The organism is Hydrogenophaga aquatica, from assembly GCF_054780915.1.
Window position 1 is genome coordinate 36644 of sequence record NZ_BAAGVK010000027.1, and the last position, 26517, is coordinate 63160.

Genomic DNA, 26517 nt, shown 5'->3' on the forward strand with positions numbered 1-26517 from the left:
CTCAGATTTCCTGTTGCTGCTGGGCGTTGACGATGCTGCTCAGCGCCTGCGTGTCCTTGATGTGGACGTAGCGCTGTTTCACCTCGATGATGCCTTCGTCCATGAATTTCGAGAACGTCCGGCTCACCGTTTCCAGCTTCATGCCCAGATAGCTCCCGATCTCCTCGCGGGTCATCCGCAGGATCAGCTCGGACTGAGAGAACCCCCTGGCATGGAGGCGCTGAACAAGGTTGAGCAGGAACGCGGCCAGCCGTTCCTCTGCGCGCATGCTGCCCAGCAGCAGCATCACGCCATGATCCCGCACGATCTCGCGGCTCATGATCTTGTGCACATGGTGCTGCAAGGTGCTGAACTCCCGGGACAATTGTTCGAGCTTGTCGAACGGCAGGACACAGACCTCGGCATCCTCCAGGGCAATCGCGTCGCAGGAATGCTTGTCGTTGACGATGCCGTCGAGCCCGATGATCTCGCCCGTCATCTGGAAGCCCGTCACCTGGTCACGGCCGTCCGCGGTGGTGATGCTGGTCTTGAAGAAGCCAGACCGCACGGCGTAAAGCGATGTGAAGCTGTCGCCCACGTTGAAGAGCGACGAGCCCCGCTTGACGCGGCGCCGGGTCGAGATGACGGTGTCGAGCTTGTCCATCTCGCTGGCGTTCAGTCCCATGGGCAGGCACAACTCCCGAAGGTTGCAGCTGGAACAGGCGACTTTGATGCTTTGGATATCCATAAGTAAAGGCTGGTGCAGGCGTGAGCTTAACCCATAGCTCTCACAGGTGCGAAATTCTGCCCGCCCTGTGGGGAATCTTTGACTCACGTCAATGGCAAGACTCAGCCCATGCGGCACAGTTCAACAAAATCTGGAGATATTGCCTGTGAACCATGTGATCGACGAGCAACTGCTGCAACGGTTTGACGTGCCGGGGCCGCGTTACACCTCGTACCCGACGGCCGACCGCTTCGTGGAGGCGTTCACCGAGAAAGACTATGTGCAGGCGCTGGAGCAGCGCCGCGCCGGTTCTCTGGCTCTGCCTCTGTCACTGTACGTCCACATTCCTTTTTGCGAGTCTCTCTGCTATTACTGCGCCTGCAACAAGGTGATCACCAAGCATCACAGCAAGGCGGCGGAGTACCTGCGCTACCTTTCGCGCGAGCTGGAGTTGCAGGTTGAGCACTTCGGCCGGGGACACAGCGTGTCGCAGTTGCACCTGGGCGGCGGTACCCCAACGTTCCTCAGCGACGACGAACTGTCTGACCTGCTGGCCATGGTTCGCAGACATTTCAATCTCGTGCCCGGCGGTGAGTACTCGGTCGAGGTGGACCCCCGGACGGTGACCGTGCAGCGCCTGGAGCACCTGCACCGCCTGGGCTTCAACCGCCTCAGCTTCGGTGTGCAGGATTTCGATCCCACGGTGCAGAAAGCCGTTCACCGGGTGCAGCCGGCAGAGCAGGTGTTCGCGCTGGTCGAGGCAGCGCGCCTCATCGGTTTTGAATCCGTCAACGTCGATCTGATCTACGGCCTGCCCCTGCAGACGCCGGAGTCGTTCCGGCACACGCTGGAGCAGGTCAAGGCGTTGCGGCCCGAGCGCATTGCGCTCTACGCATATGCCCACCTGCCTGCGCGTTTCAAACCTCAGCGCCGCATCCTGACGGCGGAGCTGCCGAGCCCGGCCGAGAAGCTGTCCATGCTGTCCATCTCGTTGGACATGTTCAGCGAGGCCGGGTACGTGTACGTGGGTATGGACCATTTTGCCCTGCCGGACGATGCCCTGGCCGTGGCCAAACGTCAGGGGCGCCTGCACCGCAATTTTCAAGGGTACAGCACGCAGCCTGACTGCGACCTGATCGCGCTGGGCGTCTCGGCCATCGGCCGCATCGGCGCCACCTACAGCCAGAATGCCAAGACGCTGGAGGAGTATTACGACGCGCTCGATCAGGGCCGCCTGCCCATCGTGCGCGGTCTGGCGCTCAACCGTGACGATGCGCTGCGCCGCAGTGTCATCATGGCCATCATGTGCCAGGGGGCGGTCGACTTCGAGTCCATCAACCTGGGCCATCTGGTCGATTTTCGAACCTACTTTGCCCGCGAGCTGGAGCGCCTGCAGCCCATGCAGGAATGGGGTCTGGTCCAGATCAACGCCGACAGCATCGAGGTGACGGCAGCGGGCTGGTACCTGGTGCGTGCCATTGCGATGGTGTTCGACAAATACCTGCAGGTGGATCAGGACCGCGCGAGGTTTTCCAAGATCATCTGAACGCAGGTCCGGCCGCGCTGCTACAGTTCCCGCATGCTCAGTTCCATGACAGTGTCGGCCCTCATGATGGGCCTGGTCGGCGGCCCGCACTGCGTGGCCATGTGCGGGGCGGCCTGCGCAGGCATTGCACGCGCTGCCGAGCCGCGCGGCACCCTGGCCCTGTGGAAGTTCCAGTTCTCGCGGTTGCTGGGCTACAGCCTGATGGGGGCGTTGGCGGGTGGAACCGTGCAGGGCCTGGGCTGGATGGGCCAGCAGACCGCAGTGCTGCGCCCGTTGTGGACCATGATGCACGTGGCGGCTCTCCTTCTCGGGCTGGTTCTGCTGTGGCAGGCCCGTCAACCCGCTTTCATCGACGACTGGGGGCAGCGGCTCTGGCGCAAGGCCAGGCCGGTGATGGCAGGCCTGGGGGGCAAGGCGCCTGTCGTGCTGGGCGTGGGATGGGCGCTCATGCCTTGCGGGCTGCTCTATTCGGCTTTGCTGGTGGCTTCGCTGTCGGCCTCTGCGTTCGACGGCGCCTTGATCATGGCCGCCTTCGCCTCGGGGACCATGGTGTCGCTGGTGGCTGGCCCGTGGCTGCTGCTCCGCGTCAAGAACGCCCGCTCGGGCGGTTGGGGCATACGGCTTGCCGGGCTCGCCCTGGCCTTGACGTCGGGTTGGGCCTTGTGGATGGGTATCACGCAGCCCACCGGGCTCTGGTGCGCCTGACGTCTCGTCGCCTTGGGATGGTCCGGCGGCAGATCAGTGGTGCGCCGAGCCGGTACGCGAGGGCAGGGTAGCGATCAACAGGCCAGCCAGGGCAATGGCAAATGCCGTCAGTTGCATGGGTGTGAGCCGTTCCCCCATGAACAGCACGCCGATGGCCGCGGCGCTCACCGGCAGCATCACCGTGAAAACCCCTGCCTGGCTGGCGCTCACGCGTTTGAGCCCGGTCATCCACAGCCACACTGTCCAGACACTGGCTGCCAGGGCATAGAACGCCAGCAGTGTCCACAGTGAGAGCGTCATCTGGCTGAAATCGTAGGACCATGCGGTCCACAGGCCCAGCGGGGTGACAAGGGCCAACCCCCACAGGTTGATGATGGCAGAGATGCGTCTGGGACCCAGGCCCTGGGTGAGCTTCTTGCCAATCACCACGTATGAGGCCTCGCACACCACGGCCGCAAACACCAGCAGATTGCCCCACAGGGCAAGGGGCATGCCCAGGAAGCTGCCGGTGGTGCCTGTTGTCGTGCTGGACTTTTCCATGGAGAACAGGCCGATGCCCAATGCGGCAAGGCCAATGGCGGCCAGGTTGCGGCCGCTGAGCCGTTCGCGCAGGAACAGCCAGCTCAACACGGCGACCACCGCAGGAATCGACGACATGACCACGCCTGCGGCGGTGGCAGTGGTCAGGCTCACACCGTACAGCATGCAGATGGAAAACAGGAAGTTGCCCAGGAAGGACTCCAGGAACAGGAGTCCTCGGGTGCGTGCCGACAGGGGAGGCTCATCGGCCGGCTTCACCACCCATGTGGCCATGGCCAGGGCACCAATGCCAAAGCGCAGCCAGGCGAGCAGGAACACCGGCAGCACGGCGACCAGCGGCTTGGACAGTGCGACATAGCTTCCAACGAGTGACATGCTCAGGGCAAGGCATGCGTAGGCCAGCCAGGGGGTGGGGTGCAACATGGTGAGGAACGTGTGACAGCGGTGGTGTGGCCCCCGATCATGCACCAAGGGCGAGAGGTGTCACCTATCAGGTGCATGCCTGATGGCGAGGGCGCATTTTCATACAGACGCAAACATTTTTGTATTATGAAATCAAAGGATGTTGCGCCGCCGCAAAATTTCTCAATATGAAGAATGAGTTTTCACATTGAAAAAACAGTTTGTTAAGTAATTGATTTTTAATAAAAAAATAAATGTCTTCTATAAGACATAAGATTCACATCAAGTCTTATAGAAGACTTAAACTTTCTCCAACGGCACTGCACTTGCATGTAATCAACAAGGCAACTGCCACCCGGTGTCTCAACCTAAGCCAAGGAGTGTTTCCATGCCTCAATCCATCACCCAGCAACTGAGCCGTCAGCAACAGATCGAAGCCCTGGAAAAAGACTGGGCCAACAATCCCCGCTGGAAAGGCATCAAGCGCGGTTACACCGCCGCAGACGTGGTTCGTCTGCGCGGCAGTCTGCAGCCCGAGTACACCCTGGCCCAGCGCGGTGCCGAAAAGCTGTGGGACAAGATCAACGGCGGTGCCAAGAAGGGCTATGTGAACGCCTTCGGCGCCATCAGCGCTGGCCAGGCCATGCAGCAGGCCAAGGCTGGTCTGGAAGCTGTTTACCTCTCCGGCTGGCAGGTGGCTGCCGACGGCAACACCTCCGAAACCATGTACCCCGACCAGTCGCTGTACGCCTACGACTCGGTGCCTACCATGGTTCGCCGCATCAACAACACCTTCAAACGCGCCGACGAAATCCAGTGGGGCCGTGGCATCGAGCCGGGCTCTCCCGAGTTCATCGACTACTTCCTGCCCATCGTGGCTGATGCAGAAGCCGGTTTCGGCGGCGTGCTCAACGCCTTCGAACTGATGAAGAACATGATTGCTGCCGGCGCGGCAGGCGTGCACTTCGAAGACCAGCTGGCTGCCGTGAAGAAGTGCGGTCACATGGGCGGCAAGGTGCTGGTGCCCACCCAGGAAGCCATCGAGAAGCTGATCGCCGCTCGTTTCGCTGCCGACACCATGGGTGTGCCCACCATCATCCTGGCTCGTACCGACGCCGAGGCAGCCAACCTGATCACGTCTGACCACGACGCCAACGACAAGCCTTTCCTGACTGGCGAGCGCACGCAAGAAGGCTTCTACCGTGTGAAGAACGGTCTGGAGCAGGCCATCAGCCGTGGCGTGGCCTACGCGCCCTACGCCGACCTGGTGTGGTGCGAAACCGGCGTGCCTGACATCGGCTTCGCCCGTGAGTTCGCCCAGGCCGTGCACGCCGCTTGCCCGGGCAAGCTGCTGTCCTACAACTGCTCGCCGTCCTTCAACTGGAAGAAGAACCTCAACGACAGCCAGATCGCTTCCTTCCAGGAAGAGCTGTCTGCGCTGGGCTACAAGTACCAGTTCATCACGCTGGCCGGTATCCACATCAACTGGTTCAACACCTTCCAGTTTGCTCACGCTTACGCTCGCGGCGAAGGCATGAAGCACTATGTGAACATGGTGCAAGAGCCCGAGTTCGCAGCGCGTGAGAAGGGCTACACCTTCGTGTCGCACCAGCAGGAAGTGGGCGCGGGTTACTTCGACGACGTGACCACGGTTATCCAAGGCGGTTCTTCCAGCGTGAAAGCCCTGACCGGCTCCACCGAAGAAGAGCAGTTCCACTGATCCGCAAGCCCCTCAACGGGGGCGAGGAGACGAGAGCCCGGGCGATCCCCGGGCTTTTTTTGTGGGAAAATGCCCACTTTCTGATCAACAAGAGCGAGAAAGGCACACCGGTTATGACACCGCGAACTACCCCGGAGGTTGTCACTGCCCATTGATGGGCGGCAGTTCGCGCCTGCACGGTATCTTTTCACTCTCACAGCGCGGCCCCGAGCCGCGTTTTTGTTTTCTGGACTTCCCATGCTGAACATCACGCTCCCAGACGGCTCGCAACGTCAGTTTCCAGGCCCGGTCACGGTGGCCGAGGTGGCTGCTTCCATTGGTTCCGGCCTGGCCAAGGCCGCGCTGGCAGGCAAGGTGGACGGCAGGCTGGTCGATACGTCCTTCCGCATCGAAGCCGATGCCGCCCTCGCCATCGTTACCGCCAAGGACGCCGACGGGCTGGAGGTGATCCGCCACTCCACCGCGCACCTGCTGGCCTATGCTGTCAAGGAGCTGTTCCCCGAGGCCCAGGTAACCATCGGTCCGGTGATCGACAACGGCTTCTACTACGACTTTTCGTACAAGCGCCCCTTCACCCCCGAAGACCTGGCCGCCATCGAAAAGAAGATGACCGAGCTGGCCAACAAGGACGAGCCGGTGGTGCGCCGCGTGCTGCCGCGCGATGAGGCTGTTGCTTACTTCAAGGGACTGGGTGAGCACTACAAGGCCGAGATCATTGCCAGCATACCCACGAACGAAGAGGTGAGCCTCTACCGCGAGGGCAGCTTTGAAGACCTGTGCCGCGGCCCGCACGTGCCCAGCACCGGCAAACTCAAGCACTTCAAGCTCATGAAGGTGGCGGGAGCCTACTGGCGCGGTGACCACCGCAACGAGATGCTGCAACGCATCTACGGCACGGCATGGACCTCCAAGGACGAGCTGCAGCAGTACCTGACCCTGTTGGAGGAAGCCGAGAAGCGCGACCACCGAAAGCTGGGCCGGGAGCTGGACCTGTTCCACATCGATGAGCATTCGCCCGGCACGGTGTTCTGGCACCCCAAGGGCTGGACGGTGTGGCAGGAAGTGGAGCAGTACATGCGCCGCGTGTACCGCGACAACGGCTACCTGGAGGTCAAGGGCCCGCAGATCCTGGACAAGACCCTGTGGGAGAAAACCGGCCACTGGGACAAGTACCGGGACAACATGTTCACCACCGAGTCGGAAAAGCGCGACTACGCGCTCAAGCCGATGAACTGCCCGGGCCATATCCTGATCTTCAAGCAGGGTGTGAAGAGCTACCGTGACCTGCCGCTGCGCTACGGCGAGTTCGGCCAGTGCCATCGCAACGAGCCCACGGGAGGTTTGCACGGCATCATGCGTGTGCGGGGCTTCACGCAGGACGACGGCCACATCTTCTGCACGGAAGACATGATCCAGGTTGAAGTGGCGGCCTTCACTGCGCTGCTCAAGAAGGTCTACAAGGACTTTGGGTTCACCGACATCCTCTACAAGCTGTCCACGCGCCCTGAAAAGCGCATTGGCACCGAGGAAAGCTGGGACAAGGCCGAGGCGGCTCTGGCCGAGGGCCTGAAGGCCGCTGGCTGCGACTTCGAGTACCTGCCGGGCGAGGGGGCTTTCTACGGTCCCAAGATCGAATACACGCTCAAGGACGCGCTGGGCCGCCAGTGGCAATGCGGCACCATCCAGGTGGACCCGAACCTGCCGGAGCGCCTGGACGCCGAGTTCGTGGGGGAGGATGGCATGCGCCACCGCCCCGTCCTGTTGCACCGCGCCATCGTCGGCAGCCTGGAGCGTTTCATCGGCATTTTGATCGAGCAGCATGCTGGCGCCCTGCCCACGTGGCTGGCCCCGGTGCAGGTGGCGGTGCTCAACATCACCGACGCGCAGGCAGATTACTGTCGTGAAATTGCCAAAACACTGGAGAATCAAGGGCTTAGGGTGGCGCTTGATCTGCGCAACGAGAAAATAACGTATAAAATACGGGAGCACTCGCTGCAGAAGCTGCCTTACATCCTCGTGGTAGGTGACAAAGAAAAGGCCGCCGGGGCGGTTGCCGTGCGCGCGCGCGGCAACAAGGACCTGGGGGTTTTGTCCCTGGAGGAGTTCGCCCAACGCATCCGCTCCGACATCGAAGCCAAGGCCTGAGGCCTGGGTTTCCTGTTCTGTGGTGCCTCGGGTGTCAGGCAGTGGGCAGCGATTTTGCTGCCCTGCAGCTTTTTGAACAAAGGATTTCACCATCGCTACCAACCCCAACTTCCGCGACCGCCGTCAACGCGAGGAACGCGCCCACCGCCTGAACCGCGAAATCAACGCTCCCGAGGTTCGCCTTACGGGGCCCGAAGGCGAAGCCATTGGTGTCGTGAGTCTCCAGGAAGCGCTGCGCATGGCGGGTGACCTGGACGTGGATCTGGTGGAAATTGCCGCGATGGCGAAGCCGCCGGTCTGCCGCCTCATCGATTACGGCAAGTTCAAGTACGCGGAGCAGAAGAAGGCAGCGGAGGCGAAAGCCAAGCAGAAGGTCATCGAGGTCAAGGAAATCAAGTTCCGCCCCGGTACCGACGAAGGTGACTACAACATCAAGATGCGCAACGTGCGCCGCTTCCTGGAAGACGGCGACAAGTGCAAGATCACCCTGCGTTTCCGTGGTCGCGAGATCACGCACCAGGAACTGGGTCTGGCGCTGTTGAACCGCATTCGCGATGAACTCGGCGATTCGATCGTGGTGGAGCAGTTCCCCAAGCTCGAAGGCCGCCAGATGATCATGATGATCGCACCCGGCCGCAAGAAGGCGGGCGGTGCAGGCAAACCGGCGCAGGAAGCTGCTCCGGTGGCCACCCCGGCAGAGTAATCCGCCGGTGCAAGAAACGGGTCCGTGGCGGGTTGGTCGCCTGCGGCGGGTCCGGGAAGCGCACTCCACAGGGTGCCTTTCCAAGCGGCGGTTCCTTGAACCAGCCGCACAACCCAAGTGGCTCGGGGCCAACAAGACCGCGATCTGGTTCGCGGCGCCTCACGAGCACAAACCATAAGGAGCATCAACATGCCCAAAATGAAGACCAAGAGCAGTGCGAAAAAGCGTTTTCGCGTTCGTCCGGGTGGCACCGTCAAGCGCGGTCAAGCCTTCAAGCGTCACATCCTGACCAAGAAGACCACCAAGAACAAGCGCCATCTGCGTGGTGCGGTGAATGTGCATGAGACCAACATGGGTCACATGGCGCAGATGCTGCCCTTTGCTGGCCTGTAATTCAACGACGAACAAGGAGTAAGCTATGCCTCGCGTCAAACGTGGTGTCACCGCACGTGCCCGTCACAAGAAAGTCCTGGCCCTGGCCAAAGGTTTCCGCGGCCGTCGCGGTAACGTCTTCCGCATCGCCAAACAGGCGGTGATGAAGGCCGGTCAGTACGCCTACCGTGACCGTCGTACCAAGAAGCGCGTGTTCCGCCAGCTGTGGATCGCCCGTATCAACGCCGGCGTGCGCGAATTGGGCCTGACCTACAGCCAGTTCGCCAACGGCCTGAAGAAAGCCGCCATCGAGATCGACCGCAAGATGCTGGCCGATCTGGCCGTGAACGACAAGGCTGCTTTCAGCAGCATCGTCGAGCAGGTCAAGGCCAAGTTGGCTGCCTGATGGACGATTGGTTTTTCTGAACAGAAAAGCCGCCAATCGACCGGCAATTGGGGGCCAGGGCTGCAAAGTTCTGGCCCTTTTTCATTTGGATTCCGCCCTTTGAGGGCAAGCCGTGGACCGTTGAGATGAACGACCTCGATTCCCTGGTGCAGTCGGCACGCGAGCTGTTCGCGCAGGCCGCCACCCCCGCCGACCTGGAAAACGCCAAGGCCCAGTACCTGGGCAAGAGTGGCCGCATGACCGAGCTGATGAAAGGCATGGCGGCGCTCAGCGTGGAAGAGAAGAAGACTCGTGGCGCGGCCATCAACGTGGCCAAGCAGGCGATCGAGGCGGCATTGAACGAGCGTCGGCAGGCCCTGGCCGAGGCCGAGCTGCAGCGGCAGCTGCATGCCGAGGCACTCGACGTGACCCTGCCCGGTCGCCAGCGTGGCACCGGCGGTCTGCACCCCGTGAGCCTGACGATGGAACGCATCGAGGCGATCTTCGGCTCCATGGGCTTTGAAGTGGCCGACGGTCCCGAGATCGAATCCGATTGGTTCAACTTCACCGCATTGAACACGCCCGAAGACCATCCGGCGCGTTCCATGCACGACACCTTCTACGTCGAAGGCGGCTCCGACAAGGCCCCCAACCTGCTGCGCACGCACACCAGCCCCATGCAGATCCGCCACGCGGTGCAGCACGTCAAGCGCCACAAGGCGCTGGCCGGGGCCCCGGCAGACGGGCTCTTCGGTGGCGACATGCCCGAGATCCGCGTCATCGCGCCGGGCCGCACCTACCGGGTGGATAGCGACGCCACCCACTCGCCCATGTTCCACCAGTGTGAAGGCCTGTGGATCGGCGAGAACGTGAGCTTCAAGGACCTGAAGTTCGTGTTCACCGATTTCTGCCGCACCTTCTTCGAGTCGGACGATCTGGTGCTGCGTTTCCGCCCCAGCTTCTTTCCCTTCACCGAGCCCAGCGCCGAGATCGACATCCAGTTCCAGACCGGACCCCTGGCGGGCCGTTGGCTGGAGGTGGCGGGCAGCGGCCAGGTGCACCCGAACGTGGTGCGCAACATGGGGCTGGACCCCGAGAAATACATCGGCTTTGCCTTCGGCATGGGGCCGGACCGCCTGACCATGCTGCGCTATGGCGTCAACGACCTGCGCCTGTTCTTCGACGGTGACATCCGCTTCCTGAGCCAGTTCCGCTGATCTGCCAACGCATTCCGAGAGTCTGAAACATGCAATTCCCCGAGTCCTGGCTGCGTGAATTCTGCAACCCGCCCCTGACGAGCCAGCAATTGGCCGACACCCTTACCATGGCCGGTCTGGAGGTGGAGGAGTGCGTGCCTGTGGCGCCGCCGTTTTCCAAGATCGTGGTTGGCTCAATAGTCGAAGCCGAACAGCACCCCAACGCCGACCGCCTGCGCGTGTGCAAGGTGGATGCAGGCACTGGTGAACTGCTACAGATCGTCTGCGGCGCGCCGAACGCCCGTGTGGGTATCAAGGTTCCTTGTGCCCTGGTGGGTGCAGAGCTGCCGCCGGGTGAGGATGGCAAGCCCTTCCAGATCAAGGTGGGCAAGCTGCGCGGTGTGGAAAGCTACGGCATGCTGTGCTCTGCCCGCGAACTGGGCCTGTCCGAGGACCACGGCGGGCTGCTGGAGCTGGCTGGTGACGCCGCGGTGGGGCGGGACATCCGCGAGCACCTCAAGCTCGACGACCGCCTGTTCACCCTCAAGCTCACGCCCAATTTGGCGCACTGCCTGAGTGTGTACGGCATCGCACGGGAGGTGGCGGCGCTCACCGGCTCGCCCCTCAATACACCCGTCTACCCTACGCTGGAGGCCGCGCACGCCGACAAGCTGCCCGTCAAAGTGCTGTCGCCCGATCTGTGCGGCCGCTTCACCGGGCGCATCGTGCGCGGCATCAACCCGCAGGCGCAAACGCCCGCCTGGATGGTGGAGCGCCTGGCCCGTTGCGGCCAGCGCAGCGTGTCTGCATTGGTGGACATCTCCAACTACGTGATGTTCGAGCTGGGCCGTCCTTCGCACATCTTCGACCTGGACAAGATCCACGGTGGCCTGCAGGTGCGCTGGGGCAAGGCCGGTGAACAGCTCAAGCTGCTCAATGGCAATACCGTCACGGTGGACGAGACCGTGGGCGTCATTGCCGACGACAAAGAGGTGGAATCGCTCGCCGGCATCATGGGCGGCGATGCCACGGCCGTGGGTGACGAGACACGTAACGTTTTCGTGGAGGCTGCCTTCTGGTGGCCCAAGGCCATTGCAGGCCGTTCACGCCGCTACAACTTCAGCACTGACGCGGGCCACCGCTTCGAGCGCGGGGTCGACCCCCAGCTCACCGTGGAACACGTCGAGCGCATCACCGACCTCATCCTGCAGGTCTGTGGCGGCCAGGCCGGCCCCATCGACGACCATATCGTCAACATGCCGCAAGCCCAGCCGGTGACGCTGCGCGTGGCACGCGCAGCCAAGGTCATCGGCATGCCGGTCACGCAGCAGCAATGCGCTGACGCACTGCGCCGCCTCAGTCTGCCCGTGAGTGAAGGCGAGGGTACGGTCACCGTCACGCCGCCGTCCTTCCGTTTCGATCTGCAGATCGAGGAAGACCTGATCGAAGAGGTGGCGCGCGTCATCGGCTACGACCACCTGCCGCACACCCCGCCGCTCGCGCCCGTGACGGCCAAGATCCGCCCCGAGAGCCGCCGCGCACCCTTCCAGTTGCGTCGCCAACTGGCGCAGCTGGGGTACCAGGAAACCATCAACTACAGCTTTGTGGAAGAGCGCTGGGAGCGCGATTACGCGGGCAATGCGGCCCCCATCCGCTTGCTCAACCCCATCGCCAGCCAGATGAACGTGATGCGTTCTTCGCTGCTGGGCAGCCTGCTGGCTGTGCTCAAGTTCAACACCGACCGCAAGGCGCACCGTGTGCGTGTGTTCGAGCTGGGCCGGGTGTTCAGCAAAGATGCATCGGTGGCCGACAGCGACACCACCGTGGCCGGTTTTGCCCAGCCCATGCGTGTGGCGGGTGTGGCCTACGGCGATGATGCCAGCCTGCAGTGGGGCATGCCTGCGCGTGCCGTGGACTTCTTCGATGTCAAAGGCGATGTCGAAGCCTTGCTGGCGCCGCGCGTGCCAACCTTCGAACCTGCAACTCACCCCGCCATGCACCCGGGCCGCTGCGCCCGCGTGCTGCTCGACGGCCAGCCTGTGGGCTATGTGGGCGAACTGCACCCGCGCTGGCGCCAGCTGGAAGGCTGGCAGCAGGCTCCCGTGATGTTCGAGCTGGACCTGCCCGCGGTGCTGGAACGCCAGGTGCCCGTGGCGCAGCCCGTCACGCGCCACCAGCCGGTGGAGCGTGACATCGCCGTGGTGGTGAAGGAAGGTGTCACTCACGCGGCGCTGATGGGCGCTGTGCATGCCGCGGCCACCAACGGCTGGCTCAAGCAAGCCGTGCTGTTTGACGTGTACCGGCCCAAGAAAGGCGCGGAACAGGCAGGGGGCCTGGCCGCTGATGAAAAGAGCCTGGCCGTGCGTCTGACGCTGGAGCGCGGCGACGCCACGCTCACGGACGAGGAAATCGAGGGAGTCGTGCAGGCCGTGCTGGCCGAGCTGGCACAGCGTGTGCAAGCCCGTCTGCGTGCCTGAAAACCTGACACGGAGGAGAACAACACATGGCAGAAAAGCCGACAGAAGCCGAGTCGAACGCGTTGACCAAAGCCCAGATGGCCGAGCTGCTGTTCGAGCAGATCGGTCTGAACAAGCGCGAATCCAAGGACATGGTTGATGCGTTCTTTGAACTCATCAGCCAGAGCCTGGTGGATGGTCAGGACGTGAAGATTTCCGGCTTCGGGAATTTCCAGATCCGCACCAAGGCGGCCCGTCCCGGCCGCAATCCGCGCACTGGCGAGCCCGTGGCCATCGAGGCCCGGCGTGTGGTGACCTTCCACGCCAGCCCCAAGCTCAAGGACTCGGTGCAAACGGGCGGCGATACCGCCGCTGCTTGAACACACAGGGCCCGCAAGGGCCCTTTTTCATGCCCTGGCCGTGCGGCGCGCCCCGCTGCCTGGTGCCACCAGGCCGGTGGCCAACGCCACCCCGCACAGAATGATGGCGCCCCCCACCACCATCCAGAGCGTGATCGGTTCGCTCAACAGCAGTGCGCCGTAGACCAAGGCAAACACCGGGATCAGGAAAGTCACCGTCAGGGTCTTGCTGGGGCCTGCCTTTTCGATCAGGCGGAAATACAGGATGTAAGCGACGGCCGTGCACAGCACCCCCACCGCGATGACGGACCACCACGCCCCGGCACTGGGGTTGTGTTCAGGCCAGAACCACAAGGCGGGAATAGCCAGGCCCAGTGTGGCGCCGAACTGGCTGCCCGTGGCCGTGGCCAGTGGGTGCACGCCGGTCAGGAACTTCTTGGTGTAGCTGGCGGCAATGCCATAGCAGAGCGTGGCTCCCAGACAGGCCACCACTGCCCAGCCGGTGCCGCCGGGCTTGAAGCTGGCCTTGTTCCAGGAAAGCAGCGCCACACCCACAAAGCCGATGGCCAGGCCCACCGCCCGCCAACGCCCGGGCCGTTCCTTCAGCCACAGCCAGGCCACCAGGGCCCCGAACAGCGGCACCGTGGCGTTGAGAATGGCTGACAGCCCCGTGGTGATGGACAGCAGCGCGTACGCGTACAGCGCGAATGGCAGGCCAGAATTCAACACGCCCACAAAAAGAATGCGCCCTGCGTTGGCGCGAAACGCATTCCACTGGCCGCTGATGAGCAGCACGGGCAGCAGCGCCACGCTGGCCACGGCCACCCGCGCCCCTGCAGTGGCCCAGGCGCCAAATTCAGCGGCACCAAAGCGCATGAACAGGAAGGACGAGCCCCAAAGGGCGGCGAGCAGCACGAACTCGGCTGCCAGTTGTTTTTTCATGGTGTCAGAGCGTCAGGAGGTTTCGAGCCACAGCAGCGCCGCCTTGCGTGCCAGACCGCCCGTGTAGCCGGTGAGCTGGCCTTGCTGGCCCAGCACGCGGTGGCAAGGCAGCACGATGCCCAGCGGGTTGCGGCCCACCGCGCCACCCACTGCGCGCACGGCCCTGGGGCGGCCAACGGCCTGGGCCACGTCGCTGTAGCTGCAGGATTCACCGTAGGGTATGTGCTGCAGCTGGCGCCACACGGTTTGCTGGAATTCGGTGCCACAGGACAAGTCCAGCGGCAGGTCAAAATCGCGGCGCTGCCCGGCAAAGTAGCTTTGCAGTTGCGTCAGCGTTTCGTCCAGGATGGGGTGGCCATGCACTTGCGGAGCGCGCGTAGCCCACGGCGGAATGCCCGTCTGGTCCACGAACCATATGCCACGCAGGGCAGTTTCGCTGGCGGCCAGCAGCAGCGGGCCCACGGGGCTTTGCCATTGGCAGGATACGGTGGATGGGGGGTGGGTCATGGGGGTGGCCGACAATGCGAAAATCATACTCCTGCACAAACACCCATATCAGTACGCATGCAAGTATCTCCCCACATCTTCAAGGCCTACGACATTCGCGGCGTGGTGCCAGACGCGCTGCACCCGGACATGGCACAGGCCTTGGGGCGCGCTTTTGGTGCGCGTGCCCTGGCCGAAGGGGAGGCGGTGGTTGCCGTCGGGCGCGACGGGCGGCTCAGCAGCCCCGCGCTTGCCAGCGCCTTGATCCACGGCCTGCGGCAGGCCGGGGTAGACGTGATCGACGTGGGCATGGTCACCACGCCCATGCTGTACTTTGCGGCGCACACGCTGTGTCGCAGCGGCATCCAGGTCACCGGCAGCCACAACCCCAAACACCACAACGGCTTCAAGATGGTGATGGCCGGCCGGGCCATCTATGGTGAAGAGGTCCAGGCGCTGCGGCAGGCAATCGAAGCCGAAGCCCCAGCCGCTGCTCAGGCCGAGCCACGCGGCGCGCTGCGCGAGGTCAACGTGTTGAACGACTACGTCCAGCGCATCGTGGGTGATGTGAAGCTGGCGCGCCCGCTGAAGGTGGTGGTGGATTGTGGCAATGGCGTGGCCGGGGCGTCCGCGCCGCAGCTGTTCCGCGCCCTTGGCTGCGAGGTGATCGAACTGTTCAGCGAGGTGGATGGCAATTTTCCCAACCACCACCCTGATCCCTCCAAGCCCGAGAACCTGCGTGACCTCATCGCGGCCTTGCAAAGCACGGGTGCCGATCTGGGCCTGGCCTTTGACGGCGACGGTGACCGACTGGGCATCGTCACGCCCAGTGGCCAGAACATCTTCCCGGACCGGCAGATGCTGCTCTTTGCGCAGGACGTGCTGTCGCGCGTGCCGGGTGGCGCCATCGTGTTCGACGTGAAATGCAGCCAGCGCCTTGCCCCGGCGATTCGTGCCGCTGGTGGCGTGCCGCTCATGTACAAAACCGGGCATTCGCTCATCAAGGCCAAGATGAAGGAAGTTGATTCCCCGTTGGGCGGCGAGATGAGTGGCCACATCTTCTTCAAGGAACGGTGGTACGGGTTTGATGACGGCACCTACGCTGGCGCGCGCTTGCTTGAAATTCTGAGCCGTGAGGCCAATCCTGGTGCGGTGCTGGAGGCCCTGCCCACCAGCCATTCCACCCCCGAACTGAATGTGGCCTGCGCTGATGGCGAGCCGCACCGTCTGGTGGCCGAATTGCAGGCCCTGGCGCAATTCCGGGCACCGGCCGAGGCCAACACCATCGACGGCCTGCGCGTGGACTGGCCCGATGGCTTTGGCCTCATCCGTGCGTCCAATACCACGCCCGTGCTGGTGCTGCGCTTCGAGGGGCAAACGCCCGAAGCGTTGCAGCGCATTGAAACCGAGATGCTGGCGCTGTTGCGTCGCGTCAAACCCGACGCCCACATCGGGCAGGCCGCACATTGAGGACACCCATGGCCACGCCCAGCAACGATCCCGAAGTCATCGTCTTCAACCTCAAGAAGCGCTACACCGGCGTGTCCGCCACGGTGAACGCACTGGTGCCGCTGCAGTTGAACCAGTGGCAGCTGGCCTACTGCGGTACGCCGCTGTCCAACGGCGTGCCTGGCATGACGCTCAAGGAAGCCATTCGCCTGTCGCGCAAGCCGCCAGCAGGACGCAACTTCCGCATCTGGCATGTGCGCCGCGACCACGAAATGGCCGCAGGCCTCTGGGCGCGCGATGTGCTGCGCCTGCCCATCAAGCTGGTGTTCACCTCGGCCGCGCAGCACCTGCACGGCTGGTTTCCGCGTTGGCTCATCTCGCGCATGGACGCTGTCATCTCCACCACGCCCAAGGCCGCCAGCTTCGTGCCCAACACCACGGCGGTGGTGCCGCACGGCATCGACCTGAGCCGCTTTTCCCCGCCAGCCGACAAACTCAACGCCTGGGCCGACTCCGGCCTGCCGGGCAAGTACGGTATCGGCGTGTTCGGGCGCGTCCGGCCCGACAAGGGCAGCGACGTTTTTGTGGACGCCATGATCGAGGCGCTGCCGCATTTGCCAGACGCCACGGCTGTCATTGCCGGCCTGGCCCAGCCCCAGCACCAGGCCTACCAGCAGGCCTTGAAAGACAAGATCGCGGCAGCGGGGCTGGCAGATCGGATCGTCTTTCTGGGTGAGGTGCCTGCGGGCGAGGTACACCGCTGGTACCAGCGCTGCCTGCTCTGCGTGGCTTGCCCGCGTTACGAGCCCTTTGGTCTCACACCTTTCGAGGCTGCCGCCACGGGCTGCGCGCTGGTGTGTTCGCGCACGGGCGCGTTCGAAGAACTGGTGCAACCCGGTGTGAACGGCTATCTGGTCGACACGGGCGACGCCGTAGGCTTGGCGCAGGCCGTGCAAAAGGTCATGCAAGACCCCGAGGCGGCGCTGCGCATGGGGCAAGCGGCGCAGGCAAGGGTCACGTCGGCGTTTTCGCTGGCGCAGGAGGCTGCAGGCATTGGCCGTGTTTACCAAGGGCTGTTCGATGCCGCTTGAGGCCCGTGGCCTTTCAACCATCGAGCGGTTGGCCCTGTGGGGCTATGGCCTTGCCATGTGGTTGTTGGTGCCACTGCTGCGGCGCAAGCTGCAGCGCCGTGGCCAAGTGGAGCCGGGCTACCTGGCGCACGTTGAACAGCGCCTGGGGCATTACCCGGGCATACCGTCCTCTGCGGGCTGGTTGTGGGTGCACGCAGTCTCTCTGGGCGAAACGCGTGCGGCAGGCTTGCTGTTGAACGCGCTGCGAGCGCAGATGCCGGGCCTGCGGGTGCTGCTCACCCACGGTACAGCCACCGGCCGGGCCGAGGGGGCCAAGCTGCTGGCACCGGGTGACCTGCAGGTGTGGCAACCGTGGGATACCCCGGGCGCGGTGGAGCGGTTTCTGAACCACTTCAACCCCGCGCTGGGGGTGTTGATGGAAACCGAGGTCTGGCCGAATTGGGTGCATGCCTGCCAAGCCAGGGGCATTCCCCTGTGCCTGGTCAACGGCCGCCTGAGTGCCAAGTCGCTGCACCAGGCGCAGCGCGTGGCCTGGCTGGCGCGGCCCGCCTATGCCGGGCTCGAAGCCGTGCTCGCGCAGACGCAGGCCGATGCCGAACGGTTCGCGCAGCTGCGGGCACCTGTACAAGGTGTGTTCGGCAACCTCAAGTTCGATGTGGAGCCCAACCCCGCGCAAATTGCGCAGGGGCAGCGCTGGAAGCTGGCGGCAGGCGGGCGGCCTGTGGTCATGCTGGCCAGCAGCCGCGAAGGGGAAGAGGCCCTTTGGCTACAGGCACTGCGCAACCAGCCTTGGGCACAGCAGGTGCTGTGGCTTGTGGTACCACGTCACCCGCAGCGTTTTGCCGAAGTGGCTGCGCTCGTGCAGCAGGCTGGGCTAACGGTGTTCCGCCGCAGCGCATGGCAAGATCACGATCAAGCCTCAGCAGCTACCGCCAACGTCTGGTTGGGTGATTCGCTGGGCGAAATGCACGCCTACTACGCCATGGCCGACGTGGCCTGGCTGGGCGGCAGCTTCCTGCCCCTGGGGGGGCAGAACCTCATCGAGGCGGCGGCTTGCGGCTGCCCCGTCGTCATGGGGCCGCACACCTTCAATTTTGCGGACGCTGCGGAGCAAGCCGCCCAGGTGGGCGCAGCCATTCGCGTGGCAGACATGCAGGGCGCCATGGTTCAAACCCAGCGTTTGTTGGGCGATGTGCAGGCCCTGGCCGGCGCCCGCCAGGCATGTGGCGTGTTGCAGCAGCAAGGGCAGGGGGCCGCGCAACGCTATGCAGCATTCCTGTTGAACGCATACCGCCACACCGCAGGAGCAACTCAATGAACACTGGCTTTGCCCCCGCGCTCAATGGCGTGACCATCATCGTCGTCACCTACAACAGCGCCCATTGCCTGGACCGCTTGGCGCCGCTCTTGAGTCAGTGCGCACACGTCATCGTTTCCGACAACGGCAGCGGCGATGACACCCCTCGTGCCGCCAGCGAGCTGTGGCCACATGCAAAGGTGCTGGCGCATGGTCGCAATCTGGGCTTTGGCGCAGCCAACAACCGCGCTTTGGCCCAGGTGACCACACCTTTTGCGTTGTTGCTCAACCCCGACTGTGAGTTGCCGGTTGATGGCCTGGAGGCCTTGTTGAAGGCTGCCACCGACATGCCGGACGCAGCAGTGCTCGCCCCCCAACTGCAAGATGCCCGTGGCAGGCCCGAGGTCAACTACCGCTGGCCGCACACACTATGGGCGTCACGTGGCCCAGGTGCCGAGGGCGCCGTGTGCGTGGGCTTTGTCTGCGGTGCCGCCATGCTGCTGCGGCTTGAACGGTTCGTCGATGTGGGTTTCTTCGACGAGCGTTTCTTTCTCTATTACGAGGACGACGACCTCTGTCTGCGCCTGTTCCAGGCGCGTCTGCCCATGGTGGTGTTACCGCAGGTGGCAGCCTTGCACCGCTCGCGTGGCTCCGTCAAAGGCCGCTCACCCTGGCGCGGGGAGTACTGGCGCGGCTACCATCACGCCCAGTCCAAGCTCATCTTTGCCAGCAAGCACCAGTCGCTGCAAGCCGCACAGGCCCAGCGGCGCAAGTTGCTGCTGCTCACCAGCGTGGCCATTCCGCTGCGCGTTGTGTTGTTTTCGCCCAAGCTCGTCGCCCGCATGTGGGGGCGGTGGGTGGGGTTGTTGAATTGGAAGTTCCATGCCTGAAGCCACGCGCCCCACGCTTTGCATAGGCGTTCTTACCCTCAACGAAGAACGCCGCATTGCCCAGTGCCTGCAAAGCGCCAGCTTTGCCGATCAAGTCGTGGTCATCGACAGCGGCAGTTCAGACCGCACGCGCGACATTGCTGCCGAGATGGGGGCGGAGGTGGTGGTCTATCCGGAGTGGCAAGGTTTCGCCGTGCAGCGCACCCGGTTGCTGGCTCACGTCAAGGCCGACTACGTGTTCTTTCTGGATGCGGATGAGGTCATCACGCCCGAGTTGCGGCAGGAATTGCAGGGCGTCATGGCAGACGGCCGCCATGACGTCGGGCGTGTCGGTTGGTGCGAGGTTGCTTTCGGCAGAACGTTGACGCACCTGCGTTCCGCTGGCGGGGTGTCACGCTTCTTCCGCGCCAGTGCCTTGCAGGGGTTTGATGGCGTGGTGCACGAACATCCCATTCTTACCCGGGCTGATGCGCGGGTATACAGGTTTCGCAACCGCTTGTTGCACTATTCGCGTGAAAGCGTCTACGGCTGTCTGCAAAAGCTGGCCCAGTACGTTCAATTGGGTGCCATCAAGCGGGCCAGGGCCGGTAAACGCGGCGGTATCTTCCGTGGTTTTCTTTCCGGCCTGGCCATATTCCTTCGGCTCTATGTGTTCAGGCTTGGCGTCCTCTGCGGTCCGCAAGGCTTCCTGTTCTGCTTCTTTATCGCGCTGGAGTGCTTCTTCCGCTACGCGGCCTTGCGTTACGACCGCAACCTCATCGACGCTGCCCTCGTCAAGCGTTAATGCACGCCCGTCTGGCGGGTGTTGACGATGTCAAAGTTGCACTCCTGCCGGGTGCGCATGGAGCAGGCCTGTGGTACACCCAAGGTGAGCAGCCCCCATAGCAGTTTGCGATTGCGCTGTTTGAACGGTGCTTTCAGCAGGTATTGCAGCACCAGCAGCGCATGGAACGCCGCGTAGTACAGCGCACCCTTGTTCTTGCGGATGATGTAAAGCATGGAAATCAAGGTCTCCATGCGCAATTCCAGAGATGGCGCGGCACTGCCGCCCCCCACGTGCCGGAAGCTTGAGCCCGGGTGGTAGTAGGCCTTGTAGCCAGCTTTCTGCAGGCGCAGGCAGGTGTCCATTTCCTCATAGTAGAGGAACAGGTTTGGGTCGAAACCACCGATGGTTGCCAGTGCCTCCCGCCGAAACAGCATGAAGCTGCCCAGCACAAAATCCACCGCAACGGGCTCCGTGTAGGTGCCTTTCGGGTCTGCGCCCGTTCCCCGGTAGAAGATCCGGGCCAGGCCATCACCGGCAAACCGCTGCAGGAAAGAGTCAAAGCGGCGGAAAGAAGGTGTCCTGCGACCCTCCATATCCAAGTGCTGCGGGGTTACCACGCCAGCGTCGGCCCGCTCGTCCAAGAACTTGATCAGCGGCGTAAAGCAATCGTCGTCGAAAGCAGTGTCGCTGTTGACGAATGCCACATATCTGCCGGCCGAATGGTTCAGCCCAAGCATGCACCCCAAGCCAAAACCCGAGTTCATGCAGTTGCGCACCAGCTGCACGGGGGCTTCAGCGTGCTTTGCCAAGCGCTCTTGCAACTGCCGGAACTCGTCAACACGGGAGCGGTTGTCAACAATCACCACCTCAAACTGCTGGCGCAGCGTCGTGGCCATTAGCACGTGCAGCAAAGAATCCACGCAGTCACCGGTCAGTTTCGCCGTGTTGAAGTGGACGATGACGATGGTCAACAGGGGGTGGTTCATGCGGCTTTTCCGTTCAAACGCATTTGCAGCTTCAACCGCAGGTAGGCCAGTCTGTCCAGCCAGTTGATGTGCCAGTCTGGCGTTCGGTTTTTGTTGGCCAAGGCCGGCTGTACCAGGTGCCGTTCAAAGCTTTCCATCACCGTTGCAGGGTTGTAACGTGCGGTGTAGCAATCCCAGTTCTCGCGGGCCAGTTGTGCTCTGTCCATGTCACGAATGATGGCCAACAAAGAGCTTTGGTCTTGGTAGTAAAAGCCTTTGTCGCCCAGCACGTCGATATGGTGGCCATGCTTGCCATGAAGGTAAGTGATGACCGGTTTGTTGCGTATGGAGAATTCGCCACAGGCCAAGCCAAAGGACTCGCCTTGCAGCCGGGCGTGCAGCATGGCGTCACACGTGTTGATGAAGCGCACCTTGTAGGCCATGTCTGGCGTGCCAGGCAAGAAGACGGCCCTGGGGTGTTGCACGAAGGGTTCAATGTTCAGGAAGACCGCGTACAGGTCGGCCCGGGTGTCCAAGGCTGCCTTCAGCCCCTCAATGGCGCAAGGCACATCAAAACTTTTCTGGCCGCCGTGGCAGCCCAGGACCAGAGCGTCGTCGGGAATGCCCAATGTTGCACGCAGGTCGCCTTGAACATCTGGCAGGTGAACGATGTGCGGAACGCAGGGAATCTTGCCATTGCTGCAATGCTGGCTCAGCCATTCTGATATGTAAGCGTAAGACGAACCATGTGCCTGCGCCGGGCTGCAAGGAAACACCGCATGCACCATGGTTGGTACCACGCCCGACACCAGGCCATCGCGCTTGCCCGCTTTGATGGCGTAGAGCAAATCGGCGTTGCGACTCTTGAGCAGGCCGTCAAGCTCCGAACGGTCCCGGTACGCCACCACCTCAAATCGCTCCTGGAACTTCGGCAGTGCATCGGGTTGGTTGAAGGGGCTGGACGCGTCGTACACCACAAAGCTTCTGTTGTTCAGCAACTCTTCGTTGTAGTGGGCGTAGTCGTACAGAGCCACTTCAGTGCCGCGTATCGACAGCTGGTTGGAGTGGAAGGCAATCGTCTTGCTCATGCCATGGCTTTCTTTTCGGGGGTTTGGCACATGGCCACCAGCAGGGCCAGCATGTACATGAAGAAGTGGCTTTCCCGCGCACTCCAAAGCGGGGAATTGATCATGCTGTCCACCAACATTACTGCGGCAAGCACTGCCAGCAGGGCCCCGGCAGTTTTGTCTTTGCTTCGCATAGCCATCACGAACATGCTAATGATCAGCGCAAGGTAAAGCGCAGCGCCCAACAGGCCATGGTCAGCCGCCAGGAACAGGAATTGGTTGTGCGGATGCCAGGCGAACACCTGGCACTGTTCAGCGCGCTCCACAAATCGGCATATTTCTTCGTGGTATGCGCCCGTGCCGTGGCCAAAAAGTGGGGCCTCGGCAATCAACTTAGGCGTTGTCTTGTAGTTGTAAAGCCGGTGGCCAATCGACGATTCGTTGTTTACGTCGCGTGCGCGTGCTTCTTCCAGAGCTTCGACCAAGCGGCTCTGAAGGATGTCTGAGGCGGACACCGCCAAAACACCGGCTACAACCATGCCTGCTATAGAAACTACCAGCCGACGGCCGCGCGAGGCCACCAATGCGTACGTGAGTAGGCTAGTGAGGACCAACAGGTAGCCTGTTCGTCCGTTTGACAGATGGGTGATGCTCAGTGCCGCAGCTAGCGTAATGACAGCCCAGCCAACGCGACGAGCACCGTCGGGGTCATTCAGGGTTCTGTGCAAGGTCAATGCACAGAAAAAACTCATCATCACGTTCTGCGTGATGTAGTCGCCAAAGACATGGTGGCTTTTGCCCCAGCCCGTCTCTTGTGAGGCGGACCAAGGCAGCAGGAACCACACATTCAGCCAAGTGGATGCCAGGGTCACCAGCATGGCTGCGACAAAGGCGTTCAGCGCCACCTTTTGGCGAGTTTCTTCGCCGGACAGTAGGGCAATGATCAACGCCGCGTATAGCAACTTGGCGTACTTGCCTAAGTGCAGTCCTACCCAACTCCAATCTGCTGGGGTGTAAAGCACTCCCACCAGCACCACTGTATACAAGCCAGCAAGCATCCACACCATGCGATTGCACGTCAACTTCAACCGCGTTTCTGCATGTCGTAGCATGAGGACGCCAGTCGCTATGAGCATAAGCGTTGCCAAGTTGGCCACACCAAGGGCGGTGGGGAAGGCGAAAAACAGCATAGCTACCAGGGCGGTTAGCCAAGCGTCCAACGGGCTAATGCAAAGCGAGTTCAGTTTCATCACATATAAGCGTAAGCGCGGCGGCAGTTTAGCAGTCGGTTCGATTCGGTTGTGGGAGAATTCGCATGCGCGGATGCTGGTCAAGGGACGGCACAGCAGCATGCTTTCCAAAGAGAAAACCATGAATTTAGATGACAAGCGTCTGGCCGTTGTTGGGCTGGGGTACGTAGGGTTGCCGTTGGCGGCGGAGTTTGGCCGATGCCGTCCGGTGCTTGGTTTTGACATCAATCCGTACCGCATCGTAGAGCTGCGGGCTGGCCGTGACAGCACATTGGAGGTGTCGCCGCAGCAGTTGATCGCAGCCGAATGGTTGACGTTTTCAGATCAGCTGGATGATTTGAAGAGCTGCGAGGTGTTCATCGTCACGGTGCCTACGCCGGTGGATCAGGCCAATCGTCCTGACATGACTCCGCTGGTCAAGGCCAGCGAAACGGTTGGGAGGGCGATGTCCCGAGGGGCGGTGGTCATCTACGAGTCCACAGTGTACCCAGGCGCAACAGAGGAAGTCTGCGTGCCTGTGCTGGAAAAGTTTTCTGGACTGAAGTTCAACCGGGACTTTTTCTGTGGTTACAGCCCGGAGCGCATCAACCCCGGTGACAAGGTCAATACGCTGACCAAGATCAAGAAAATTACTAGCGGCAGTACGCCCGAAGTAGCGGACGCGGTTGACGAGCTTTACCGCAGCATCATTACGGCGGGCACCCACAAGGCCAGCAGCATCAAGGTAGCGGAAGCTGCCAAGGTCATCGAAAACACTCAGCGCGATCTGAACATTGCGCTTATCAACGAACTGTCTGTCATTTTTGCGCGCCTAGGCATTGACACGCTGGACGTGTTGGAAGCCGCTGGCAGCAAATGGAACTTCCTGCCGTTTCGCCCGGGCCTGGTCGGCGGGCACTGCATCGGCGTCGATCCGTACTACCTGACGCACAAGGCTGAAGAGGTGGGTTACCACCCGCAGGTCATCCTCGCGGGGCGCCGCATCAACGACAATATGGCGCGCTATGTTGCGCGTAACACCATCAAGCTCATGCTTCAAAATGGCATGGACGTGCCGCGCTGCCGCGTTGGTGTTCTGGGTATCACTTTCAAAGAGAACTGCCCTGACATCCGCAACAGCAAGGTGGTGGACATGGTGCGTGAATTCGAGTCATGGGGGGTTGACGTTGTCGTGGCTGACCCCTGGGCCAGTGACGAGGATGTGCAGCACGAATACGGCCTCAAGCTCGGCGTGATCGACGCCGCGCATCCGGTGGACGCGTTGGTGGTGGCTGTGGGGCACAACGAATACAGGCACGCGCAGCTGCCAGAGCTGCGTGAGCTGTGCCGGGGCAGCAAACCCGTGCTGTCTGACGTGAAGAGCCTGTTTGACCGGCATGCTGCCTCAGACTGCGGCTTCACAGTGTTCCGCCTTTGATTGACGCTATGAACAATAAACCGATCACCGATCGCAAGATCCGCTTCGCCCTGGTGGGTTGCGGGCGCATCTCCAAGAACCATTTTGATTCCATCCGGCAGCATGGCGACCATGCCGAGCTGGTCGATGTCTGTGACATCGATCCGGCTGCTTTGCAAAAGGCCGTTCAGGCTACGGGGGCTGCAGGCCACGCCAGTCTGACGGCCATGCTGCAAAAGACCACGGCTGACTGCGTCATCCTTACCACGCCCAGCGGCATCCATCCGCAGCAGGCGGTGGAAGTGGCCCGCACCGGGCGGCACGTGCTCAGCGAAAAGCCCATGGCCACCAAATGGGAGGATGGCCTGCGTATGGTGCGTGCCTGTGAAGAGTCGGATGTGCGCCTGTTCGTTGTCAAGCAAAACCGCAAGAACGCCACACTGCAACTGCTAAAACAGGCGGTGAGCCAGAAGCGCTTTGGCCAGATCTACATGGTGACGCTGAACGTTTTCTGGCAGCGGCCGCAGGTGGGTTACTACGACCAGGCCAAGTGGCGCGGTACTTGGGAACTGGATGGCGGGGCCTTCATGAACCAGGCCAGCCACTACGTGGACCTACTGGAGTGGCTGATCGGCCCCATCGACTCCCTGCATGCTTACACGGCCACCCTGGCGCGCGACATCGAGGCAGAAGACACCGGCGTGCTCAGCGTGCGCTGGCGCAACGGCGCACTGGGCTCGCTCAACTGCACCATGCTGACCTACCCCAAGAACCTCGAAGGCTCCATCACCATTCTGGGCGAGAAGGGCACGGTGCGTGTGGGTGGTGTTGCTGTCAACGAAATCCAGGAATGGCAGTTCGCCGACAGCCGCCCCGACGACGAGCAGATCAAGGTGGCCAGCTACGAGACCACCAGCGTCTATGGCTTTGGGCACCCCTTGTACTACGACAACGTTATCAAGACGCTGCGCGGCGAGGCCGAGCCCGATGTCGACGGCCGTGAGGGGCTCAAGTCTCTGGAGGTCCTGATCGCCGCCTACCGCTCGGCACGCGACGGTGTGCGCGTGGGCCTGCCGCTGGAGCTGTGATGAGCGCGAACTGCACCATTCACCCCTCGGCCATCGTCGACGAAGGCGCGCAGATCGGCGAGGGCAGCCGTGTCTGGCATTGGGTGCACATTTGTTCCGGCGCGAGCATTGGCCGGGGCTGCTCCTTCGGCCAAAACGTCTTTGTGGGCAACGACGTCGTCATCGGCAACAACGTCAAGGTCCAGAACAATGTCAGCGTCTATGACGCGGTGACCTTGGAAGACGATGTCTTCTGCGGCCCTAGCATGGTGTTCACCAATGTCTACAACCCGCGCAGCGCCGTTGTTCGCAAGGACGAATACCGGCGAACGCTGGTCAAGCGCGGCGCGACCCTGGGGGCCAATTCCACCATCGTCTGCGGTGTCACGGTGGGCCAGTATGCTTTCGTTGGCGCAGGAGCGGTGGTCAACCACGACGTGCCTGATTACGCCTTGATGGTGGGCGTGCCTGCACGCCAGATCGGCTGGATGAGCCAACATGGCGAGCGCCTTGATCTGCCCTTGAGCGGCGACGCCGAAGCTGTCTGCCCGCAGACGGGGCGGCGCTACGAACTGCGCGATGGCCGCTGCCGCCTGGCAGAGTGAAGAACAAAGAC

General features: G+C 62.4%; 25 protein-coding genes. 18 read left to right on the plus strand and 7 right to left on the minus strand.

What is annotated here, in order from left to right; genetic code table 11:
- Position 1: 1 nt before the first annotated feature.
- Positions 2 to 727, minus strand: coding sequence for a fumarate/nitrate reduction transcriptional regulator Fnr (gene fnr, locus ACYVHH_RS17585; protein ID WP_460566622.1), 726 nt, complete (start codon positions 725 to 727; stop codon positions 2 to 4).
- 145 nt (positions 728 to 872) lie between these two features.
- On the opposite strand from fnr, the gene hemN reads away from it, so the two are divergent.
- On the plus strand, positions 873 to 2252 hold the full coding sequence (gene hemN / locus ACYVHH_RS17590; protein ID WP_460566624.1) for an oxygen-independent coproporphyrinogen III oxidase: 1380 nt from the start codon (positions 873 to 875) through the stop codon (positions 2250 to 2252).
- 45 nt (positions 2253 to 2297) lie between these two features.
- On the plus strand, positions 2298 to 2957 hold the full coding sequence (locus ACYVHH_RS17595; RefSeq protein WP_460566626.1) for a sulfite exporter TauE/SafE family protein: 660 nt from the start codon (positions 2298 to 2300) through the stop codon (positions 2955 to 2957).
- 33 nt (positions 2958 to 2990) lie between these two features.
- Here ACYVHH_RS17595 and ACYVHH_RS17600 read toward each other — a convergent pair whose 3' ends face one another.
- On the minus strand, positions 2991 to 3920 hold the full coding sequence (locus tag ACYVHH_RS17600; protein WP_460566628.1) for a DMT family transporter: 930 nt from the start codon (positions 3918 to 3920) through the stop codon (positions 2991 to 2993).
- Between the two features lie 367 nt (positions 3921 to 4287).
- Between ACYVHH_RS17600 and aceA the strand changes: the two genes are divergently transcribed.
- From aceA to ACYVHH_RS17640, 8 genes are all read left to right on the plus strand, one after another.
- Positions 4288 to 5619, plus strand: coding sequence for an isocitrate lyase (gene aceA, locus ACYVHH_RS17605; RefSeq protein WP_460566630.1), 1332 nt, complete (start codon positions 4288 to 4290; stop codon positions 5617 to 5619).
- Positions 5620 to 5856: 237 nt separating this feature from the next.
- A complete protein-coding gene (gene thrS, locus ACYVHH_RS17610) occupies positions 5857 to 7764 on the plus strand; it encodes a threonine--tRNA ligase (protein WP_460566632.1) in 1908 nt (635 codons plus the stop codon).
- A 91-nt stretch (positions 7765 to 7855) separates the two neighbouring features.
- Entirely contained in the window at positions 7856 to 8467 is a 612-nt protein-coding gene (gene infC / locus ACYVHH_RS17615; RefSeq protein WP_460566725.1) for a translation initiation factor IF-3, read from the plus strand.
- 189 nt (positions 8468 to 8656) lie between these two features.
- Positions 8657 to 8860, plus strand: a complete 204-nt coding sequence (gene rpmI, locus ACYVHH_RS17620; protein WP_009517525.1) for a 50S ribosomal protein L35 — start codon at positions 8657 to 8659, stop codon at positions 8858 to 8860.
- 25 nt (positions 8861 to 8885) lie between these two features.
- The gene (gene rplT, locus ACYVHH_RS17625; RefSeq protein WP_460566635.1) at positions 8886 to 9245 is read left to right on the plus strand and encodes a 50S ribosomal protein L20; all 360 of its coding nucleotides are present in this window, start codon (positions 8886 to 8888) and stop codon (positions 9243 to 9245) included.
- Between the two features lie 125 nt (positions 9246 to 9370).
- Positions 9371 to 10441 (plus strand): phenylalanine--tRNA ligase subunit alpha, encoded by a 1071-nt coding sequence (gene pheS / locus ACYVHH_RS17630; protein WP_460566637.1) that lies wholly within the window; start codon positions 9371 to 9373, stop codon positions 10439 to 10441.
- Positions 10442 to 10470: 29 nt separating this feature from the next.
- On the plus strand, positions 10471 to 12897 hold the full coding sequence (pheT, locus tag ACYVHH_RS17635; protein ID WP_460566639.1) for a phenylalanine--tRNA ligase subunit beta: 2427 nt from the start codon (positions 10471 to 10473) through the stop codon (positions 12895 to 12897).
- A gap of 26 nt (positions 12898 to 12923) precedes the next feature.
- Positions 12924 to 13256, plus strand: coding sequence for an integration host factor subunit alpha (locus ACYVHH_RS17640; protein WP_460566641.1), 333 nt, complete (start codon positions 12924 to 12926; stop codon positions 13254 to 13256).
- Between the two features lie 27 nt (positions 13257 to 13283).
- Here ACYVHH_RS17640 and ACYVHH_RS17645 read toward each other — a convergent pair whose 3' ends face one another.
- A complete protein-coding gene (locus ACYVHH_RS17645; RefSeq protein ID WP_460566643.1) occupies positions 13284 to 14177 on the minus strand; it encodes a DMT family transporter in 894 nt (297 codons plus the stop codon).
- Between the two features lie 12 nt (positions 14178 to 14189).
- On the minus strand, positions 14190 to 14684 hold the full coding sequence (locus tag ACYVHH_RS17650) for a methylated-DNA--[protein]-cysteine S-methyltransferase (protein WP_460566645.1): 495 nt from the start codon (positions 14682 to 14684) through the stop codon (positions 14190 to 14192).
- Between the two features lie 57 nt (positions 14685 to 14741).
- Here ACYVHH_RS17650 and ACYVHH_RS17655 point away from each other — a divergent pair, with 57 nt between their 5' ends.
- The 5 genes from ACYVHH_RS17655 to ACYVHH_RS17675 are packed head-to-tail and all read left to right on the plus strand — an operon-like array spanning position 14742 to position 20174.
- Entirely contained in the window at positions 14742 to 16133 is a 1392-nt protein-coding gene (locus tag ACYVHH_RS17655) for a phosphomannomutase/phosphoglucomutase (protein WP_460566647.1), read from the plus strand.
- Positions 16134 to 16141: 8 nt separating this feature from the next.
- Complete coding sequence (locus ACYVHH_RS17660; protein WP_460566649.1) at positions 16142 to 17203, plus strand: glycosyltransferase family 4 protein; 1062 nt, start codon at positions 16142 to 16144, stop codon at positions 17201 to 17203.
- Positions 17193 to 18521: a 3-deoxy-D-manno-octulosonic acid transferase gene (locus tag ACYVHH_RS17665; RefSeq protein WP_460566651.1), complete on the plus strand. Its 1329-nt coding sequence runs from the start codon at positions 17193 to 17195 to the stop codon at positions 18519 to 18521. Before ACYVHH_RS17660 ends, ACYVHH_RS17665 begins: the two co-directional genes overlap by 11 nt.
- The gene (locus ACYVHH_RS17670) at positions 18518 to 19390 is read left to right on the plus strand and encodes a glycosyltransferase family 2 protein (protein WP_460566653.1); all 873 of its coding nucleotides are present in this window, start codon (positions 18518 to 18520) and stop codon (positions 19388 to 19390) included. Before ACYVHH_RS17665 ends, ACYVHH_RS17670 begins: the two co-directional genes overlap by 4 nt.
- Positions 19383 to 20174 (plus strand): glycosyltransferase family 2 protein, encoded by a 792-nt coding sequence (locus ACYVHH_RS17675; RefSeq protein ID WP_460566655.1) that lies wholly within the window; start codon positions 19383 to 19385, stop codon positions 20172 to 20174. The genes ACYVHH_RS17670 and ACYVHH_RS17675 overlap by 8 nt, the downstream gene beginning before the upstream one ends.
- Here the strand turns inward: ACYVHH_RS17675 and ACYVHH_RS17680 are convergent.
- The 3 genes from ACYVHH_RS17680 to ACYVHH_RS17690 are packed head-to-tail and all read right to left on the minus strand — an operon-like array spanning position 20171 to position 23438.
- Positions 20171 to 21142: a glycosyltransferase family 2 protein gene (locus tag ACYVHH_RS17680; RefSeq protein WP_460566657.1), complete on the minus strand. Its 972-nt coding sequence runs from the start codon at positions 21140 to 21142 to the stop codon at positions 20171 to 20173. The genes ACYVHH_RS17675 and ACYVHH_RS17680 overlap by 4 nt on opposite strands.
- Positions 21139 to 22209 carry a hypothetical protein gene (locus tag ACYVHH_RS17685; protein WP_460566659.1) on the minus strand — a complete coding sequence of 357 codons (1071 nt, stop codon included), beginning with the start codon at positions 22207 to 22209 and terminating at the stop codon, positions 21139 to 21141. The genes ACYVHH_RS17680 and ACYVHH_RS17685 overlap by 4 nt, the downstream gene beginning before the upstream one ends.
- Positions 22206 to 23438, minus strand: coding sequence for an O-antigen ligase family protein (locus ACYVHH_RS17690; protein WP_460566661.1), 1233 nt, complete (start codon positions 23436 to 23438; stop codon positions 22206 to 22208). The genes ACYVHH_RS17685 and ACYVHH_RS17690 overlap by 4 nt, the downstream gene beginning before the upstream one ends.
- A 121-nt stretch (positions 23439 to 23559) precedes the next feature.
- Between ACYVHH_RS17690 and ACYVHH_RS17695 the strand changes: the two genes are divergently transcribed.
- The 3 genes from ACYVHH_RS17695 to ACYVHH_RS17705 are packed head-to-tail and all read left to right on the plus strand — an operon-like array spanning position 23560 to position 26506.
- Positions 23560 to 24855: a nucleotide sugar dehydrogenase gene (locus tag ACYVHH_RS17695; protein WP_460566727.1), complete on the plus strand. Its 1296-nt coding sequence runs from the start codon at positions 23560 to 23562 to the stop codon at positions 24853 to 24855.
- An 8-nt stretch (positions 24856 to 24863) separates the two neighbouring features.
- Entirely contained in the window at positions 24864 to 25922 is a 1059-nt protein-coding gene (locus ACYVHH_RS17700) for a Gfo/Idh/MocA family protein (RefSeq protein WP_460566663.1), read from the plus strand.
- Positions 25922 to 26506: an acyltransferase gene (locus ACYVHH_RS17705; protein WP_460566665.1), complete on the plus strand. Its 585-nt coding sequence runs from the start codon at positions 25922 to 25924 to the stop codon at positions 26504 to 26506. Before ACYVHH_RS17700 ends, ACYVHH_RS17705 begins: the two co-directional genes overlap by 1 nt.
- Positions 26507 to 26517 lie beyond the last annotated feature (11 nt).